12 protein-coding genes and 1 pseudogene are annotated in these 17,908 nt (G+C 67.4%); 6 read left to right on the plus strand and 7 right to left on the minus strand.

Annotated features, from left to right (window positions below; all coding sequences use genetic code 11):
• The first annotated feature begins 18 nt into the window (after positions 1 to 18).
• Together QTQ03_RS08655 and QTQ03_RS08660 are read left to right on the plus strand one after the other, a co-directional pair.
• The gene (locus QTQ03_RS08655; protein WP_289277530.1) at positions 19 to 1,329 is read left to right on the plus strand and encodes an FAD-dependent oxidoreductase; all 1,311 of its coding nucleotides are present in this window, start codon (positions 19 to 21) and stop codon (positions 1,327 to 1,329) included.
• Between the two features lie 298 nt (positions 1,330 to 1,627).
• Positions 1,628 to 2,039, plus strand: a pseudogene (locus QTQ03_RS08660) (NUDIX hydrolase).
• A gap of 67 nt (positions 2,040 to 2,106) precedes the next feature.
• On the opposite strand, the gene QTQ03_RS08665 reads toward QTQ03_RS08660, so the two are convergent.
• The 4 genes from QTQ03_RS08665 to QTQ03_RS08680 are packed head-to-tail and all read right to left on the minus strand — an operon-like array spanning position 2,107 to position 7,957.
• On the minus strand, positions 2,107 to 3,351 hold the full coding sequence (locus QTQ03_RS08665; protein ID WP_289280737.1) for a cytochrome P450 family protein: 1,245 nt from the start codon (positions 3,349 to 3,351) through the stop codon (positions 2,107 to 2,109).
• 40 nt (positions 3,352 to 3,391) lie between these two features.
• On the minus strand, positions 3,392 to 4,627 hold the full coding sequence (locus QTQ03_RS08670; RefSeq protein WP_289277531.1) for an acyl-CoA dehydrogenase family protein: 1,236 nt from the start codon (positions 4,625 to 4,627) through the stop codon (positions 3,392 to 3,394).
• A 26-nt stretch (positions 4,628 to 4,653) separates the two neighbouring features.
• Positions 4,654 to 6,159 carry a condensation domain-containing protein gene (locus QTQ03_RS08675; protein WP_289277532.1) on the minus strand — a complete coding sequence of 502 codons (1,506 nt, stop codon included), beginning with the start codon at positions 6,157 to 6,159 and terminating at the stop codon, positions 4,654 to 4,656.
• Positions 6,152 to 7,957, minus strand: a complete 1,806-nt coding sequence (locus QTQ03_RS08680; RefSeq protein WP_289277533.1) for a non-ribosomal peptide synthetase — start codon at positions 7,955 to 7,957, stop codon at positions 6,152 to 6,154. Before QTQ03_RS08680 ends, QTQ03_RS08675 begins: the two co-directional genes overlap by 8 nt.
• Positions 7,958 to 8,217: 260 nt before the next feature.
• Here QTQ03_RS08680 and QTQ03_RS08685 point away from each other — a divergent pair, with 260 nt between their 5' ends.
• Positions 8,218 to 8,391, plus strand: a complete 174-nt coding sequence (locus QTQ03_RS08685) for a hypothetical protein (RefSeq protein WP_289277534.1) — start codon at positions 8,218 to 8,220, stop codon at positions 8,389 to 8,391.
• 148 nt (positions 8,392 to 8,539) lie between these two features.
• Here the strand turns inward: QTQ03_RS08685 and QTQ03_RS08690 are convergent, their stop codons facing one another.
• Complete coding sequence (locus QTQ03_RS08690; RefSeq protein WP_502889681.1) at positions 8,540 to 9,958, minus strand: IS1380 family transposase; 1,419 nt, start codon at positions 9,956 to 9,958, stop codon at positions 8,540 to 8,542.
• A 295-nt stretch (positions 9,959 to 10,253) separates the two neighbouring features.
• Here QTQ03_RS08690 and QTQ03_RS08695 point away from each other — a divergent pair, with 295 nt between their 5' ends.
• Together QTQ03_RS08695 and QTQ03_RS08700 are read left to right on the plus strand one after the other, a co-directional pair.
• Complete coding sequence (locus QTQ03_RS08695; protein ID WP_289277535.1) at positions 10,254 to 11,798, plus strand: class I SAM-dependent methyltransferase; 1,545 nt, start codon at positions 10,254 to 10,256, stop codon at positions 11,796 to 11,798.
• A 27-nt stretch (positions 11,799 to 11,825) separates the two neighbouring features.
• Complete coding sequence (locus tag QTQ03_RS08700; RefSeq protein WP_289277536.1) at positions 11,826 to 13,715, plus strand: KedN5 family methylcobalamin-dependent radical SAM C-methyltransferase; 1,890 nt, start codon at positions 11,826 to 11,828, stop codon at positions 13,713 to 13,715.
• A gap of 59 nt (positions 13,716 to 13,774) precedes the next feature.
• Here the strand turns inward: QTQ03_RS08700 and QTQ03_RS08705 are convergent, their stop codons facing one another.
• Complete coding sequence (locus QTQ03_RS08705) at positions 13,775 to 14,635, minus strand: methyltransferase domain-containing protein (protein ID WP_289277537.1); 861 nt, start codon at positions 14,633 to 14,635, stop codon at positions 13,775 to 13,777.
• Between the two features lie 174 nt (positions 14,636 to 14,809).
• Here QTQ03_RS08705 and QTQ03_RS08710 point away from each other — a divergent pair, with 174 nt between their 5' ends.
• Positions 14,810 to 16,423, plus strand: coding sequence for an MFS transporter (locus QTQ03_RS08710; protein ID WP_289277538.1), 1,614 nt, complete (start codon positions 14,810 to 14,812; stop codon positions 16,421 to 16,423).
• Between the two features lie 52 nt (positions 16,424 to 16,475).
• On the opposite strand, the gene QTQ03_RS08715 is transcribed toward QTQ03_RS08710, so the two are convergent.
• Positions 16,476 to 17,801 carry a PQQ-dependent sugar dehydrogenase gene (locus QTQ03_RS08715; RefSeq protein WP_289277539.1) on the minus strand — a complete coding sequence of 442 codons (1,326 nt, stop codon included), beginning with the start codon at positions 17,799 to 17,801 and terminating at the stop codon, positions 16,476 to 16,478.
• Positions 17,802 to 17,908 lie beyond the last annotated feature (107 nt).

Here is a 17,908-nt window from a genome sequence, read left to right on the forward strand (position 1 = left end):
ACTCGAAGGAGGTGCCCCATGCCCGCACCGGTAGGTGATCGCGCCGTCGTGCTCGGCGCAAGCATGGCCGGGCTACTCGCCGCGCGGGTGCTCGCCGAGCACTATGCGGAGGTCGTGGTGGTCGACCGCGACGAGGTGATCGGCGTGACGGCGCCCCGGCGGGGAGTGCCGCAAGGCAGGCACGTGCACGGGCTGCTCGCCCGCGGCCAGGCGATCCTTGAGGAACTGTTCCCGGGCTTCACCGCGCGCGCGGCCGCCTCGGGAGCACACACCGGTGACCTCGGCGAGCTCCGCTGGTACTTCGGTGGCCGGCAGGCCCGCAAGGCCCGCACGGGCTTGCGGTACATTTCGGCCACCCGGCCGGTGCTGGAGAGCCACGTCCGCGAGCGGGTACTGGAGCTGCCCAACGTACGGCTCGAGCAGCGCTGCGACATCCTCGGGTTGCTCAGCACGAACGACGGTCGCCGGGTGGTGGGCGCACGAATCAGCCGGGCGGGCGACGACAAGGCCGAACCGCTCGAGGCGGACATCGTCGTCGACGCCACCGGGCGCGGCTCGCGGACCCCGGCATGGCTGGCAGAGCTCGGCTACGAACGCCCGACAGAGCAGCGGATAAACATCAATCTCACCTACACCACTCGCTACTACCGCAGTCCCGCCGAGGAGTTCGTCCGCGGCGACAAGTCGATCAACCCGGTAGCCTCTCCGGCATTCCCGCGCGGGGCGTTCTTCTCTGCGATGGAGCACGGCCGCTGGGTGCTCTCCCTCACCGGGGTCCTCGGTGACCGGCCACCGCTCGACCCGGACGGGTTTCTCGAGTACGTACGGTCGCTGCCGGTGCCAGGCATCTACGAGGCGGTCCGCGATGCAGAGCCGATCGACGACCCGGTGGCATTCCGTTACCCGGCCAGCGTCCGGGTCCGGTACGAACGGCTCAGCCGGTTTCCGGCGGGGCTGCTGGTGCTGGGCGACGCGGCCTGCAGCTTCAACCCTGTGTACGGTCAGGGAATGACGGTCGCCGCCATGGAAGCGCTGGTGCTCCGCGACCACCTGCGGTCAGGCGTGCCGGATCCGCTGCGGTTCGCGCGAGACATAGCCACTGTTATCGACGTACCGTGGGACATCTCCGCCGGTGGTGACCTGGCATTCGCCGCGGTGCCCGGCAGCCGCCCGGCGAAGGTGCGGCTGGGTAACGCGTACATGAGCAGAGCCCAGGCGGCGGCCACCCGGGATCCGAAGGTGCTGACCGGACTCATGCGGGTGTTGGGGCTCGTCGATTCACCACAGGCGATGATTCGTCCGGCGATGATGCTCCGGGTGCTGCGGTAGACGGGCCGGCGCGAGGTGGCCGCACCGCCGACAACGGCGGTCGGTTGGTGCGGCCCCGGATCCCTCGGCAGTCCCACGGCGTCGCCCTGGATCGCTCCGGGGCGACGCCGTTTGCGTGGCGCGAGGAGTTCGACCCGCGCCCTGCGCTGAGGATCCGCCTGCGCGACCCCGCTCGGTGAACGTACGCGGGCGGACCAGCGTCGGGCGGTACCAGCGTCCGGACAACGTCGTGCCTGCTCACAGCCGGTAGACAGATCCACCACGGGACACCGGTGGCGTCCCGTCACGCACGGCCGTCATCGACAAGATCGCCTGGATCCGCCTTGGGTCGGCGACATCCTCGGCTCCCCCGATCGCGTGGCAAGGACGTCTACTACCTCCCGGCGACAAGCGAGATCCACGCGACAATGACGTCGACGCCCTGGTCCGTGAGATCCGGAAGATCTCAGCGTGACCATCGCCCCAGACACCGCCGAACACGTCGGAACGTTCCACGCCCAAGCCCACGGTCACCCGACGGGACGATGGTCCGCATGACCTGCTACACCGCCGACTAGCACGGCCTCCCGCAGCCCAACAGCGAGATCGAGGAGATGGTCTGGCTCACCCACACCGACCACCACCGGGTCTCCCCGGCTGACCAGATCACCACCGATCACCTACAGGACCGCACACATACGCTGAGACGACGTCGACCCTCCCACAGGTGACGACAACTTCTCCCCTGATGCGGCACGCGACCCGGGCATCAGCGGGCGCCCGTCGCGGTACCTGTGGCTAACCGGCGGCCGTGGCGGGGCGGCGCGCCTGTAGCCGCACCGGCAGCGCGCGGTGACCGTTCATGATGAACGTCGGCAGCGGCTGCAATTCCTCCTTCGGCACTGCGAGCGCCATGTCCGGGAACCGCTCGAACAGCGTCGAAAGACCCACGGTGGCCACCATCCGGGCTATGCCGGCGCCGAGGCAGTAGTGCGGGCCTCGGCCGAAGGAGAGGTGCTCCTTATCCGGACGTGTGACATCGAACTGCCCCGCGGTCTCCCCGTGCAGGGCGGGATCCCGGCCGGCCGCGGCGTAGTTGACGAGGATCGGATCGCCCTTCGGGATGGTGACTCCATCGATCTCGATTTCGGTCACGGCGTAGCGCAGCGGCAGGCTGCCCAGGGGGCACTCGACCCGCAGCGTCTCCTCGATGACCTCGGCCCAACTGATCTGGCCAGAGCGCACCATCGCCAACTGGTCGGGGTGGCTCAGCAGCGCCGTCACCGCATTGTCGAGGAAATTGATGGTGGTCTCCGACCCGGCGCCGAGGATCGCGAAGATGGTGTCCGTCAACTCGGTGTCAGTGAGCTTGGCACCATTCTCGTCGTCGCGCGCGGCAATGAGGTCGCTGGCAACATCCTCGCCCGGGTTGCGCCGCTTCTCGGCGATCAGATCCGCCATCGCACCCCGCCAGCCGGCTAGGGTCTCCTGGGCCTGCTCCGGTGTGACGGTGGTGTCAACCATCATGTCCATTGCCTTGGCGGTCTGCTGGCGGTGCTCCTCCGACATGCCGATCAGGTCGGCCACGGTGCGCGCCGGCAGTGGGTAGCAAAAGCGTTCGCGCAGGTCGACGACCTCCTCCCCCGCCGTGGCCAGGTCGTCCAGCAGCCGGTTGACCAGCGTGACCACCCGTGGACGCATCATTTCCACCCGACGCGGGGTGAATGCTTTGGCGCCCAGCTTGCGGAGCTGGACCAGGTGGGAGCCGTACGCGGTGACCATGTTGTCCATGGCGACCCAGCTGATCAGTTCCCAGTCCATCGGGACGTCGCCGTTGATGAACGCCGGCCAGTGGGTACGGGCGTTCTTGGTCACGTTCGGGTCCAGCAGTACCTTCTTGATCGCGGAGTGGCCGGTAACCACCCACGCGTGCACGTCGCCGGGCAGCAGGACCTTGACCGCGGTTGCCCGCTCCCGCAACCGGTCCGACTCACCGTGAATGTCGCTGCCGGTGATGTCGAGGACAGGGCATTTTTCGTGCATGGCGAGCTCCTTCTCTCCGAGTGTCGGTCGACGAATGCGCTCAGCCATCGCCGAAGTGCTCCTTCGCCAACTCCCGGTTGGCGATTGTGGACAAAAAGACGCCCAGACCGGCATGGCTGCGCACGGTTGACATGTCACGCCAGACCCGTTCCATCCGTTCCCCGGCGAGCGCCGCGCTCGACCCGGCACTCGGGAACAGGTGTTCCGCCACGGCTCGCCAGCTCAGCCGAAAAGCCTCTCGGCCGATGCCGGCGAGACGCAGTTCCTGCTCACGCGTGATCGCCGCGGCGCCACGGGCACTCAGCTCAAGCCACTGCCGCATCGCGCCGAGTACGGCCGTCTCGGCTGTGGCCAGCATGCCCACCGCCATGCCGTAGTGCTGCTGGTAGTCCGGATCCGCGGTACGGATGACCGGTGTGCCGAACATCGTGGTCCGGCCGCGCATCAGGTCTTCGTACGCGTCGAGGGCACCGGCTGCCATGCCGACACCGAGCAGCCCTATCTCGAGCAGCATGAAGCTCAGCGGGCCACCGCCGTACTCCGGATTGTCGTGCAGAGTGCGGCCCGGGGTACCACGGCTGACATCGAGCTGGCTGAAGTGGCCGTACAGCACGTGCTCCTCGGGCACGTAGGCGCTCCGCACGGTGATACTGTGCGACCCGCTGCCACGCAGACCGAGCTGCGCGCCCCAGTCGTCCTCCTGCCGCCATTGCGACCTCGGGAGAACAAACAGCAGTGGCCACGGCGGGGCCCCGTCGCCGTCGTCGACGAGCGCATGGCCCATGAAGTGGGTGGCGTACGGTACGCCGGAGCAGTACCGGAAGGTGCCCTCAACGATCCAACCATCCCCCGATCGGCGGGCGGCGCCGGTGGGCGCGACGGTCAACGGGCAGATGAAGTGCCCGTCACCGAAGAGCTCTGCCTGAACGGGCTCCTCGAACAGGGTGGCGACCGCCAGCGCGTGCGCCGCGCCAAAGACGTACATCCAGCCCGTCGACGGACAGCCGCGTGCCAGCGCCATGCCGACCCGCGCGAAGGTTTCGACGCCGAGTTCGAGCCCGCCGTAGCGGCGGGGTACCAGAATCCTGTAGAAGCCCGCCTCGGCGAGGTGTTCGTGCACGTCCTCCCCATAGTAGGTGCGCTGTTCCGTTTCGCCCTGACGGGTGACGAGGTCCGGCACCATTGCCTCGGCGCGGGCCACCACCTCGCTCGCGCTCGGTGCCAGGCCGATCGGTGCCGGTGCCCGCACACCCGCGTCCCGTCTGTTGATCGCCATCGTCTTGCTCCTTTCGTCTGGACGGCTCACACCGGCGGCAGCGGGGCTTCGGGGGACGCGCAGGCGGCCCGCAGAGCGGCTCGGAACCCGGCGATGATGTCGGCGATGGTTCCGTCGTCAAAGGTGACGCGGTTGTACTTGAGACTCCCGACGATCTGTCCGGACGGAGTGATGTCCAGTGCCCACAGGGCGCCGTCGGGGATGGCCGAACTGACCGACTGGGACACCCGCCGGTCCCGCAGCGGCACGGCCGAGGCCGAACCGAGGCGGACCACGCCGTCCGACGGCGGATACTGCAGGACCTCGAACGCAGCGACGGCCACGGCCGAATCCGCGAAGGTCTCGGTGATCTCTGGTGCGAGCTGTGCGACCTCGGCGAAGGGCAGCTCGTTGGCGTAGGCCTCGACACAGGTGCGGCGGGTCCGTTGGAGCACGTCGTTGAAGGTCCGGCAGCCCTTGAGATCGGTACGCAGCGGGACCATGTTGAAGATCGGCCCAACCGCGGCAGCGAAACGGTCGTCCTGTCGGCCCGCCGCGAACGTCGGCGTCACCAGGTCGCTGCGGCCGAGACGCCGCCACAGGTAGGTGTGGTACGCCGCGAGTAGCACCATGAACGGGGAACTCCGCATGGTGCGCGCGTACGCGGTAACCCGACTCGATAGTTCGGTGTCGAAAACGAACCGCTGCACCGCGTAGGCGTCGGGACGGCCGGCCCGTAGTGGACGGTCGGTGGGCAGCCCGGTCACGGCGGCACCGGCCAGCGTCTGGCGCCAGTAGCCGCGCGCTCGCTCGCTACCCGCAGTCGCTTCCGAGGTGCTCTCCCAGGCCGTGAACTCTCGGTACTGCGTCACTGGAGGAAGCGGTTCCACAGCGGTGTACGTAGCGGCCAGATCACGCATCAACACGTCCATCGACCAGGCATCGGTCGCGGTGTGATGGGTGGTTAGCACGAGTACTGCGTCCGCCGGATCGAACCGACCAAGCACCGCGCGCAGGTGCGGAAGGTCTCGCACCGGGAACGGCTCGGCGTCAACCTCGTTGAGCAGTTGCTCGGCCTGGACCGGCCGGTCGTCGGGTGCGACGCCGGTGAGGTCGCGAAGCACGAGGCGAACCGACCGGGCCGGGTGGATCACCTGGCGGCAGCCACCATCGTCGGCCACCAGCAGGGTACGCAGGATCTCGTGTCGCGCCACGACGGCATCGAGCGCGGCACGCAGCGCGGTTGTGTCAATCTCTCCCGTGATACGCCACGCCGCGGCCAATGTGTGCCGTTCGCCGAAGGCACCGTCGGTGTCGCCACGGTCGAACCGAAGCAGGAACTCCTGGTTGACCGACAGCTCCGCCGTGATCAGCGGGCCGTCGCCCATGCCGTACGCGTCGACGTAACGCTGGCAACGCAGCTTGCTTGCCGGTCCGTACACCCGGTCCCACCCCGGGTGCGTGGCAAGGGGGGCCGGCCAGAGCGAGTGCTGGCCGGCGTTGTTGGTCAAAACGACGAAGGATCCGTCGGCCGCCTCGAAGGGATCAGTCACGACGAGCCGCCTCGGGTCGCGGGGCCGCACCGTTCTCCTGGCTCTCGGGCTCCGCCCCGCCGAGCCCGTCGAGGACCGCGTCGAGTTCGGCGACGGTCGGCGCGTCGAACAGGTCACCCACCGAAACGTCGACCGTCAGCGCCGCGCGAATCCGACCGACCAGCTTGATGGCGCTCAGCGACTGACCGTTGAGGTCGAAAAAGCTGTGCTCGATACCGACGGTGTCGACCTCCAAGACCTCGGCGAACAGCTCGCACAGGATCCGTTGCCGGTCGGTGCGAGGCGCCCGGTACGGCGGGTCGGACGCCTCCGGCTCCGACAGCGCGGTACGGTCGAGCTTGCCGTTTTCGGTAAGTGGCAGCGCGTCGAGCACGACGAAGACGGCGGGGACCATGTACTCCGGCAGCGACCGAGCAACCTGCGCGCGGATGGCGTCGACGTCTAGTTCGGGTGGCGCCACGAGGTAGGCGACCAACCGCTGCTCCCCCGCTGGGCCCTCCCGGGCCAGGACCGCGGCATCGGTGACATCGGTACAGCGGGTCAGGGCCGCCTCGATTTCCCGTGGTTCGACGCGGAAACCGCGGACCTTCATCTGCTCACCGATACGGAAGACGAACTCGAACTGCCCGTCGGGGTTGCGGCGCATGACGTCTCCGGTCCGATACATCCGCGTCCCGATGGCGAACGGGTCCGCCACGAAGCGATCCGCGGTCAGGTCTGGCCGTCCGACGTACCCCAGAGCGAGCCGGGGCCCGGCGAGGTACAGCTCACCGGCCGCCCCGGGCGAAACCGGTTCGAGCCGCTCGTCGAGCAGGTACGCATGCACGTCCCGCAGCGGCACACCAACCGGGACGGGTGTGCCGACCCTGTCCGGCAGGGTGATTGCCGCGCTCATGGCGAATGACGAGGTTTCGGTCGCGCCGTACATCGCACGGACCACCAGGCCGGGATTCGCCTCCAGTACGGCGCGGACCGCGCCCGGTGAGATGATGTCACCGCCGGTCAGCACCTCACGGACATTCGACAGCGCAGTGGGCTCTTCGTGCGCGACCACTCGAAAGAGTCCGGCCGTCAGATGAAGCCCCGAGATCTTGTGCTCGTCGATCCATCGACGCAACGAGAGCAGGTCGAAGGTGGTCGTCGGTGCTACGACCACGTGGCCGCCCCGCAGCAGCGGCACCCACAGCTCGTACGCCGCGACGCCGAAGCCGAACGGTGCGACGGAGAGGACCGTGTCGTGCCGGCCGGAATCCCACATGGAGTCGTCGGCCAAGCCGATCACCGCGCGGTGTGGCACGGCGACGCCCTTCGGTGTGCCGGTGGATCCCGAGGTGTACATGATGTAGGCCGTGTCGTCTGGGTCGGCCGCGGACACCGACCCGCACGGCGCCGCCTCGCCCGTGACGCTGTCCTCGTCAACCAGGACCAGATGCTCGGTGATGGGCAGTACCCCACGCCGAACTGCCACTTGATCCGCTACGAGGACCCGGGCCCGGCATTCCTCCACGATGAAGCGCAGCCGCTCATGCGGGTAACCGTCATGCAGCGGGACGTAGCACGCGCCCGTGCGCACCACGCCAAGTACGGCGACTGCCACGTCCGCGGTCCGCGCTGTGAGCACCGCCACCGCGTCGCCCGACCGTACCCCGAGAGCGCGCAGCCGCCCCGCGAACCGGTCCGCGGCCACGTCGAGCTCACGGTACGACATCGTGGTGCCGTCACCGGTGATCGCAGGTCGGTCGGGGAATCGCCGCACCACCGCGGCGAAGCGCTCCTGAATTGACGGGGACGGTTCCATCGCGAACTCCCTTCGGTACGGGGCGAGCGCGTAAACACGGTGCTGTACGCGACCACCCCGCTGTCTCCGCGCCGCCGCGGCACGGGGCGCTCCGCCCGAACAGTCTCGACAACGACCGGGGGGCGGTCTTCCTCCACGTTGCCGAATGGCTCGGGGCCCCTACCACGGGTTCGCAACCTCGAAGACGACGGGTGGCAGCGAGGAGAGCCACGATCGCGGAGCGAGCGGGAACGGGGACCGCTGGACGACGGGAGACCGACATGCTCGACATGCGAAAGCTGATCGCCCACGGCGGCCTGGCCGGCAGCGTTGCGCTGCCGGCCGAGGAGCGGTTACGCGGGAACCACCGGGCCGGGGACGCGGCGATGCCGCTCCGCGACGCGGAGCCGCACAGCACTTCGAAAACGGCATCTACGCCGTCGGCTAACCGTTAGCCTCAGTCTTTCGCTAACTGTTGATCAAGGCCCTGTTTGCATTTGTTGATCTTCATTTGGTGATCGATCGGGGTATGGGCACGGCGAGGACCCGACGCGGTGGCCGGGTTCCTCCATGGGGGTACTCGTCGGGGCGTGGGGTTGGGGTTCAGGTGACGGGCTGGGGCAGCACGGCCAGCCGGTCGAACGCGGTGACGAGCTGGTCGGCCCAGGGCCAGCCTTCGGCGATGCGCAGCTTCGTGCGGCGGGCCGAGCGGGTGATGCGGGCGGCGACGTGCAGCAGTCGGTAGCGCAGTGTCTTGGGTTCGGCGGTGGCGAGGTCGCCGTCGAGCAGCAGGTGTTGGGTCCAGGCAAGCAGGTCGATGGCGCACAAGGCGAGTTCCAGCCAGGCGGCGTTGATGGCGAACACCCGGGATGGGAAGCGGCCGAACCCGGTGTCCTTGCCCGTGCGGATGCGGTCCTCGACGCGGGCGTGAGCGCGGTGGCGGGCCTCCAGATGCTGGATGGATCCGTTGCCGGGGCCGGTGTCGGTGGCCATCACCTGGTGGCGGAAGCCTTCGATGGTGTCGAACAGCGACAGTTGTGCGCCGGGGTGCGGGCGTTCCCGGCGCACGATGAACCGGGTGCCGTCGGGGTAGTTGGCCCGCAGGTCGGCCGGTAGTAGGCCGGTGATCTCGCATACCTGGGCGCCGTCGCGTGGCTGGCCGTCGGCGTTCAGGGCCGGTACCCACTGCTCGGGGTGCCCCGCAGCCTGCTTGATCGCGTCGCGGATCGCCTCCCCGATGGCCACCCCGACGGAGAAGAACGTGTTCATACCGTGCTCACGCAACGACCGGATATGGCGCAGGAACCCGTACGTGCAGCCGGCCGAATCCGAGCGGACGAGGATGTCGGTGCCGTACCGGTGGACGTCGGGGATCTGCGCCAGGGCGTCGTCGAGAACGCTGATGTGATCGGCGGTGGTGTTCGACCCCGCCCGCCCGGCGCGCAGCAGCCCGGACAACGCCTCCCGGGTGTTGTCCAGGAAGCAGAACAACGGGTGATATCCGAAGGTCTTCTTCCACGTCTTGGACGCCTGCTCCTTCTCCGAGTGGCAGATCACGATCGAGGCGTCCAGATCCAGCACCAGCCCAGACACCGGCGCACCAGCCGCCATCGACACCGGCAGCCCGTCGCGGGTCTCGGCCGACTGCGCCCACGCCAACTCCCGCGCGGCAGCGCGGGCCATCCGCAGCCTGGCCAGAACAGCATCATCCACACCAGACAGCACCCGCCACGCGGTAGGATCCGAGGCGACCGCGCCGAACAGCCCCGCTTGGTCCCGCAGCACCGCCAGATCGCTGATCGCCTCACCACCGTCGGCGATCATCACCGCGAGGTCCACGGCGACCCGACCCGGGTCATGCCCGCCCTGCCGCTGCCGCAGCCTGGCCAGGGCCTCGCTGAACCCGCCGGTCAACCCGGTTACGTCCGCGATGTCGGCCAGCAAACGGGCACCCGCGTGGCCGACCACGCCACGTCCATCGCTACTGACGATGATCTTCGGTCGTGTTCCGGTACTCTTCACCTGACAGGTGCCTTCCCTCGGGATAGATGAGACCCTCAGCAAGTCCTATCTTCCCAGGTCAGAAGGCACCTTTCCTTTCATGATCCACGATGTGGACCGCCCTTAACGAAGGGCCCAGGTTAGGCGGCGGGGATCGCGCGTCTCCGTAGCGCATTGTCGAAGACGCCGTCAGCGCATTCGTCATGGACAGTTGGTGCACCGGGGAAGCTCCGTGCGACTCATTGCACCGCGGTCCGGCGCAGTAGCTCGCGTTCGGAGAGAACCTGTTCTCACTCGCTTCGGAAGGGGCACGCGCATGACCGATTTCGACGTGGACCGCCCGCCGGCCACGCTATTGCGCTCGTTCGAGAACGCACCGGCGCACCGGCTCGAGGCGGCCTATCAGCACCTGGTCGCCGCGCTGTGGCGGGATGGGCAGGCGACTGACGCTGCGATCGGCGCCGTTCCGCTGCTGCTGACTGCGATGTGGCGCGCCGAGGAGCGCCGAAAGGGTGACCTCGCCGTGGTGCTGGGCCTACTCGTGGAAACAGAGTACCCGAACACGGATGGTCCGATCGCTACTGTGGTCCGATCCCACCTCGACCGTCTGCTCGATCTGTGGCGGCTGGCTGAACACGAAAACGGCTTGTGGCAAGCGCTGCTGTACCTGCTGTCACACTTTCCCACCGAGCGTTCCCGGATCCTCGACGCAGCCCGGGAGGTGGGCGCCGGCGCCGACGATCTGTCCCGACTGGACCGGTCGCTGCGTACCTTCGACCCCGGCGACCCGGCGCCCACCATAGGGCGGGTGTTCCCACACCCCACGGCGTGGGACATGGACGAGGCAGAACTGGAGTTCGACCGGGACTGGGTCAGGTCGCTGACTCCCGAGCAGGTCGCCGATCAGTGGCACAACGATTCGCACACGATCTTCGGTTTCACCGGGGCCAAGGCGTACTGGGCGGTTCGCAACGGACGACCGGTCCCCGCCGTGCCGGACTCGCTCGCGCCCCGGCATCCCCAACCGAAAGACGCAGAGGTCGGGCTGTGGCAACGGCACGCGGCTGCCTTTCGCTGCCCACTGTGTCACAGTGGGCTCACATTCGAGGCGAACCAGGCGTTGTGTGCGTCCTGTGCCGCGCGGTTCCCGATCAGGCGAGGCATGATCGACCTCACGGAAACCGGCCATCAGTCGGGCGAGATCCGCGACGAGGGACTGCTGTTCCAGCTATCGAAGATCTCCACGATGGGCCACTTCGTGGAGGCGCATGCTCGACCCAACTTCAAGCGGTTGTGCGGATTCGCCTGGGACGGTCCGGTCAACTCCGGCGTGGAGGCAAAGTACATCGCCGATCTGGTTCGTCCGGTCGACGGGCCGGTGCTCGACGTCGCCGCCGGTCCCGGGGGCTGGACCATCGCGCTCGCCGAGGCCGTCGGTTCCGATCGCGTGATCGCCCTGGACCTCATGCCGGTGATGCTCGCCGCGCTCCGCGACCGGCTGCCGTCGGTACCGGCCGTCGTGGCCAGCGCCGCCACGCTGCCGTTCGGGACAGGAACGCTCGGCGCCGCCATGTGCTGGAATGGCCCGCACGCCTTCTTCGACGATACCGAGGCCGCGATCAGGGAAATCGGCCGGTGTGTGCGCCAGGGTGGCACGTTCACGACGTACACCTTCCGGGACGCCACCGATCCGGTATATCGGCACTTCGTTCACTCGCACCACTTCCCGCAGCACGAGCACGGGCTGCGCATGTACGACATCGATATCTTCAGGAATTGGCTGGACCAGGCAGGGTTCACCGTCCGGGAACAATTCGAAGTCGGCCTCGCGGTGTTCATCACCGCCGAGAAGACACACTGAGAAGCCCCTGGAAGGGGTGGGTTCGTCATGCTCAAAGTCCGGTTGGTCCAGCAAGGAGCCTGGGACATGCCGGTCGACTCGATGCCACTCGCGGTTGGATATCTGAAGGCGGTGGTCGACGAGACACCGCATTTCGCTGGCGAAGTCAGTGCGGACATCTGCAACTTCCGGGGTGGCCAGCGCCTGCAGGAGATGACCAAGGCACTGTTCTCGGGCGCAATCCCCGACGTCTTGGCCTTCTCGGTGCTGGGCTGGAACTACCGCAATTTTGGCGTACTGTCTGAGACGTTCAAACAGGTCAACCCGAACGGCCTGGTGGTATTCGGCGGCAACCACGTCGCCTATCAGGGCGAACGGGTGTTCCGGGAGTTTCCGTGGGTCGACGTCGTCGTCAACGGTGAGGGCGAGCACACTTTCCGCGAGCTGCTGACCTACCTGCTGGAGCGGCCGGACGGGTCGGACGTCTTCGACCCGGTGAAGGTAACCGGACTGTCGTTCCGACGCACGGACGGCACAGTGCACAGCACCGCCGATCGCGACCGTATTGCTGACCTGGACGTGATCCCGTCGCCGTTCCTCAGCGGCGCGATCCCGATGGCGGACGCAGCTGGGAACTTTCGCTACGACGTCGCACTCATCGAAACCAACCGAGGCTGCCCCTACAAGTGTGCCTTCTGCTACTGGGGTGGCGCGGTCGGACAGAAGATGCGTTCGTTCTCGATCGAACGGCTCACCGCCGAGCTGGACATTTTCGGCTACTACCAGGCACCCTCGCTGGTGCTCTGCGACTCCAACTTCGGGCTGTTGGAGGCCGACGAGGAGTTCGTCGAGATACTGATCAAAACGAAGGAGAAGTACGGGTATCCCGGAGACCTGATCACAAGCTGGGCCAAGAACAAGTCCCAACGCTTCTACAACATCGTGCGCCAACTGAAGCAGCACGACATGCACAGTCTGTTCACGCTGGCGCTGCAGACCCTCGACGACGCCGCGCTGACCGAGATGTTGCGCAAGAACATGAAGGTGAATCAGTGGGAAAGTCTCGTGGAGTGGCTCGCCGAGGAAGGGTTGGAATGCTACGGCGAGCTCATCTGGGGCGCCCCCGGTGAGACGGTCGAGTCGTTTCTCGAAGGCTACGACCGGCTGGCGCGGATGGTCTCCCGTATCGCGGTTTATCCCATGCTGCTTCTGCCCAACACGTCCTACGTGCAGAACCGAGAGCTGCACGGTTTCATCACCATCCGGGGGGAGGACGACGACTTCGAATACGTCCTGGCCAACCGCTCCTCCACGCTGGAGGAGAACCTGCAGATGCAACGGTTCGTCTTCTGGGCCCGCGTGCTCGGCGAGCAACAATACCTGCGCCATGTCTGGCGCCCACTGCTCGACCTGGCAAACATGAGCCAATCAAAAATAATAATGGGCTTCAAAGCATTTTTCGACACCTCGACCGATCCCGCCGCGGTGACGCTACGTGACCGCATCCCTGTGTTGGCCGAATCGCCAGCGATCGCGGAAGCGTTGCGCAGCCTGCACAGCAGCCCCGAATTGCAGGCGTTGGTGCAACAATGGTGGACACACGAGATCGTCCCAGCGGTCCCGCCGCAGTGGCAGCCCTTCATCGCCTCCGTCTTCGATTACGAGCGCTGGTCGCGGCAGGTATACGTGGCGCCAGGCGGTGACCTGCCCGCCGGTTGGCACGAGGTGGACCTCGACGGCGCGCCGTGCTATCGGAGCGACCCGGTGACCTTCGAGTTCGACGTCCCGGCCGCGCTGGCGAATTGGCCTGAGACCTGCGTGTCTGGCCCGAAGCAGGAGCCGGTGTCCTACGTCTTCCAGGCCCGGCCGGGCTACTACAAGAATCTCGACAACCACGAAGCCGCCGCGACCTACCTCGCGACACATCACCGGCTGTAAGCGAGAGGCCGCCCACCCGGATCGTCCCGGGTGGGCGGCCTCGTCGTTGGTAGCACCAGTCAGGATGCCATTGGCCGGTCAGCGACGACAACAACGTAGCGCACGTCGATTGAGGTCATCATCATATCGAGAATGTCACCAGCATCGCGGCCACGCTCGGCGACCAGCACGTCGTAGTGCTGGCGCGCCGCCTCGGCCATCCGCTCGTTGGTCTTGCGGGTGTGCGGGGTGATATCGGACAGCTCGACGAGACGCAGGCCCGCGTCGGCGATCATCTTGTGGTAGTCATCAACGGTGGGGACCTGCACGAGCGCCATGCTCTCCAGCATCGCCCTGCGCTCCTCCGGGGTTTCCCGGGCCGGGCCTTCCGGCATGGCAAGATCGGCGACGAGGACCCGCCCGCCGGGTCTGACAACCCGGGCCATTTCCGCGATCATCCGCGCCCGGTCCATGTGGATGCCGGACTCGATCTCCCATGCCGCGTCGAAGGCTCCATCCTGGAAGGGCAGGTTCAGGCCGTCGCCGAGTTGGAACGTCGCCCGGTCAGCCAGGCCGAGCTCGGCCGCCCGCCGGTTGCCCTCCACCACCTGCTGTTCGGCGATGGTGACCCCAACGACCTCGGCACCGGTCACCTCCGCCAGACGTAACGCGGGCTCGCCGATGCCACAGCCGACGTCCAGCACCCGATTGCCGGGGCCCACCCGCAACGTCGCAGCGAGCACATCGTTGAGACGCTGTACGGCGTCGGCGTTGGATGCCTCGCTGTCCGACGAGTCCCAGTATCCGACGTGCCAGTTTCGGCCCCAAATGGTAGTCAGGATCAGATCCGCGACGTCGTAGAATCGCTCGACGCCCGCGACCGCGGGCACATTCTCCGTTGTCATCCTGCCTCCCAGGTGTCGTCGGCCCAGCAGGCTCATGATGCCAGCGGCACTGGGTGCCGGCCCACTCCGAAGATGCGCGATCGCCGCGACACGAACGGAGCGACTGTTACCCGGCAGTCGGTCGAGTCGCCAGTTGTCGAATTCCGGCCACACCGTTCGTCGTGTTGGTAGGGCATACACACTGAAGATCGACGAAGGGGATCGTACGAGATGACGGACACCGCAACACCACCACGGGCCGGGCGCCGGGAGTGGGCCGGCCTCGCGGTCCTCTCCCTGGCGACCCTCATGATCACGTTTGACATGTTCGTGTTGCTGCTGGCACTGCCACACCTCAGCGCCGACCTTCGCCCTACGAGCGTCGAACAGCTGTGGATCCTCGACATCTACGGCTTCATGGTCGGTGGGTTCCTCATCACCATGGGCAGCCTGGGCGACCGGATCGGCCGCCGCAGGCTGCTATTGATCGGCGCGGCCTTCTTCGCCGTCGCCTCACTGGTGTCGGCCTGGTCGAGCAGTCCCGAAATGCTGATCGTGTCGAGGGCGGTGCTAGGCATCGCCGGCGCGACGCTCGCGCCGTCCACCCTGGCGCTGATCAGCAACATGTTCCCGAACCCCAGGCAGATGGGCACGGCGATCGGCATGTGGGCCGGGTCCTTCACGCTCGGTGCCATCCTCGGCCCGCTCGCCGGCGGCCTCGTGCTGCAGTACTTCTGGTGGGGCTCGGTGTTCCTCCTCGGCGTGCCGGTGATGGTGCTGCTGCTGATCCTCGCTCCCATGCTCGTGCCGGAGTTCAAGGCGCCGGATGGGGGTCGACTCGACTTCGCCAGCGCCGGGCTGTCGCTGGCCGCGGTGCTCGCCTTCATCTATGGCTTGAAGGAAGTCTCGCGCAACGGCTTCGAGGTCGCGCCCGTCATCGTCGGGCTGCTCGGCATCACGCTGGGCGTCATGTTCGTACGTCGCCAGCGGTCGCTCGCCGACCCGCTGATGGACTTGACGATGTTCCGCAGCAAGTCGTTCAGCACGATGCTCGTCGGACTACTCCTCTACGGGATGGTCGGCGCCACGTCGATGCTGTACATAACCCAGTTCTTCCAGTCGGTGGCCGGCATGACACCACTGGAGTCGGCACTGGCGCTCCTGCCCGGCATGGCGGCGGCGACGATCAGCGCTATGGTCTCGCCGATCCTCGGCCGCCGGTTCCGCCCGGCATACCTGATCGGAATCGGGCTCCTCGGTGTGGTCGCCACGTTCGCCTGGTTCACCCAGATCAGCGCGGCGTCGAGTCCGGTGGAGCTCATCATCGGGTTCGCCGTGATCGGCGCGTGCGACGGACCGTTGCTGGCACTCGGTACCAATCTCGTCGTCGGTGCGGCACCGCCGGAGAAAGCCGGTTCTGCGGGGTCGCTCGTGCAGACCTCGAACGAGGCCGGTGCCGCCCTCGGCGTCGCGGTCTTGGGCAGTGTTGGTGCGGTGATCTACCGACAAGAACTGACCGGTGAGATACCGGCCGAGGTGCCGGCGACCGTGGCCCGAGCAGCGGAGGAGAACGCTGCCACCGCAGTCGCCGTAGCCGCCGACCTGCCGGCTGAGGTCGGCTCGGCGCTGGTGGCGGCCGCCCGACAGGCGTTCTCGGACGGCCTGAACGTGTTCTCCGGCGTCAGCGCAGTCGTGTTGGTGATCGCCGCGCTGTTCATCATGATCCAGCTACGGCACGTACCCCCGATGGGGGACGAGGAGGGCTCCGACGGGAACACCGACGGCGGCTCGGCGCCGAGCGCCGAACGCCCGGCAGAACCGGTCGCCGGGTCATCCCCCAGCTGACCGGTCCGTCCCGGGCTGCGCTGGGCCGTCCAGCGCAGCCCGGGAGGTACGCCTAGAATGCGGTGACGGCGTCCTGCCAGTCGCCCCACCGCCACAACCGGCCGGTGCCGGTCTGGGCCTGTACGCCTTCGTCGGACATCTCGAACCGCCCGAAGTCCAGCAGGAACATGTCTCCGGTGTCCGGCGCGAACTTGACGTCGATGGGCCTGGCGAGGTCTGGCCCACCCTTGAACCCAGCAGCAGACCAGTCAGCGGGATCGATGAGCTGCAAACCACGGCCAACCTGCGGATGACCATGTGGAGCGGTCATCGGCGTCTCGTCGCCGAAGAGAGTGACCACCAGACGGCCGGCAAACACGTTGGATTGCCCGCACGCCGCCGGGACTGCGGCGAACTTCGTCGCGGCGGCGTGCGGGGTGAAGGCGAACAGCGGCTGCTCGGGGTCGGGGAGCGTCTCGTGGCTGGTCAGTAGGAAGGTCGGCTGTGGGCCGCGTACCGGCTCGAAGCGTGGATCGGTGACCGGCACGCCGCCGACGTAGTCCGGCCACCCGTACCAGCGACCGGGACGTACCTCGAAGAGCAGGTCCGGCGCGTCACCGATCGGGCGGCTACCCCGGTCGTCGGGCCCCTGGTCGACGGCGAGCAGCCGGCCGTCGGGCAGGAAACCGAGCCCGAACGCGTTGCGTAGTCCCCAGGCCACCAGTTCCAGATTCGAACCGTCGAGGTCGCATCGCATGACGGCAGCCGTGCACGGCAGACCGGCCGGAATTCGCTGCCGCTCCTCGGTGGACGTGCCGAAGGGCACGAAGCTACCGGTCACGCGAGTGGCGCCCGGCGTGTTGGAAAACGGATCGGGTGTCGTGACGTTCAGGCCCGTGAGGGCGATGTCGATGCCCGGCACGTCGTGCGCGTGGGGCAGGCGCCGCAACCAGCCCAGCTCATAGGCGTCGAGGCCGATGACACCGAGGTTCGTCATCGCGCCCTGGCTGAAGTAGAGCTTCCGGTCCGGTCCGACCACCGCCATGTTGGTGTGGTAATTGCCGGGTCCCGGCATCCCCTCGATCAGTGGGTGAGCGGCGCGGGACGGATCCACCCCAGCGGCGTCGGTGTCGATCCGGCTGATCCGGCCAGCGCCTCCCTCGGAAACGTAGAGAATGTCGTCGTGCCAGCTCAAGCCGGTGACCGGAGCCGCGAGGCCGTTCGCCACGACTGAGGTTGACGATGGATCGGCATACGGGTCGATCCGGCGGATCCGGCCTCCCGGGGCGGCACCCCCGAAGGGCAGGCCGGACTCAGCGACGTAAACCCGCCCTCGATCATCGAACGCGATGCTGGTAGGGAAGTCGAGCCCGTCGGCCACGATCACGGCATCGGACATGGCAACCTCCAAGACGCACGGCAGCCGGCCGATCCGGCCGCATCTCAACGGAGGAGCCTATAGATCTTCAGGAATGTAGACGTCTTCGCGGTTGCGACGCCGGACCC

The organism is Micromonospora sp. WMMA1363 (assembly GCF_030345795.1).
GTDB lineage: Bacteria > Actinomycetota > Actinomycetes > Mycobacteriales > Micromonosporaceae > Micromonospora.

What these genes read in the sequence shown, in the direction of transcription:
- QTQ03_RS08655 (WP_289277530.1), top strand. Translation starts at nt 19, where the DNA reads ATGCCCGCACCGGTAGGTGATCGCGCCGTCGTGCTCGGCGCAAGCATG.
- QTQ03_RS08715 (WP_289277539.1), bottom strand. Translation starts at nt 17,801, where the DNA reads ATGTCCGATGCCGTGATCGTGGCCGACGGGCTCGACTTCCCTACCAGC.
- QTQ03_RS08665 (WP_289280737.1), bottom strand. Translation starts at nt 3,351, where the DNA reads ATGCACGAAAAATGCCCTGTCCTCGACATCACCGGCAGCGACATTCAC.
- QTQ03_RS08670 (WP_289277531.1), bottom strand. Translation starts at nt 4,627, where the DNA reads ATGGCGATCAACAGACGGGACGCGGGTGTGCGGGCACCGGCACCGATC.
- QTQ03_RS08695 (WP_289277535.1), top strand. Translation starts at nt 10,254, where the DNA reads ATGACCGATTTCGACGTGGACCGCCCGCCGGCCACGCTATTGCGCTCG.
- QTQ03_RS08710 (WP_289277538.1), top strand. Translation starts at nt 14,810, where the DNA reads ATGACGGACACCGCAACACCACCACGGGCCGGGCGCCGGGAGTGGGCC.
- QTQ03_RS08700 (WP_289277536.1), top strand. Translation starts at nt 11,826, where the DNA reads ATGCTCAAAGTCCGGTTGGTCCAGCAAGGAGCCTGGGACATGCCGGTC.
- QTQ03_RS08685 (WP_289277534.1), top strand. Translation starts at nt 8,218, where the DNA reads ATGCTCGACATGCGAAAGCTGATCGCCCACGGCGGCCTGGCCGGCAGC.
- QTQ03_RS08680 (WP_289277533.1), bottom strand. Translation starts at nt 7,957, where the DNA reads ATGGAACCGTCCCCGTCAATTCAGGAGCGCTTCGCCGCGGTGGTGCGG.
- QTQ03_RS08705 (WP_289277537.1), bottom strand. Translation starts at nt 14,635, where the DNA reads ATGAGCCTGCTGGGCCGACGACACCTGGGAGGCAGGATGACAACGGAG.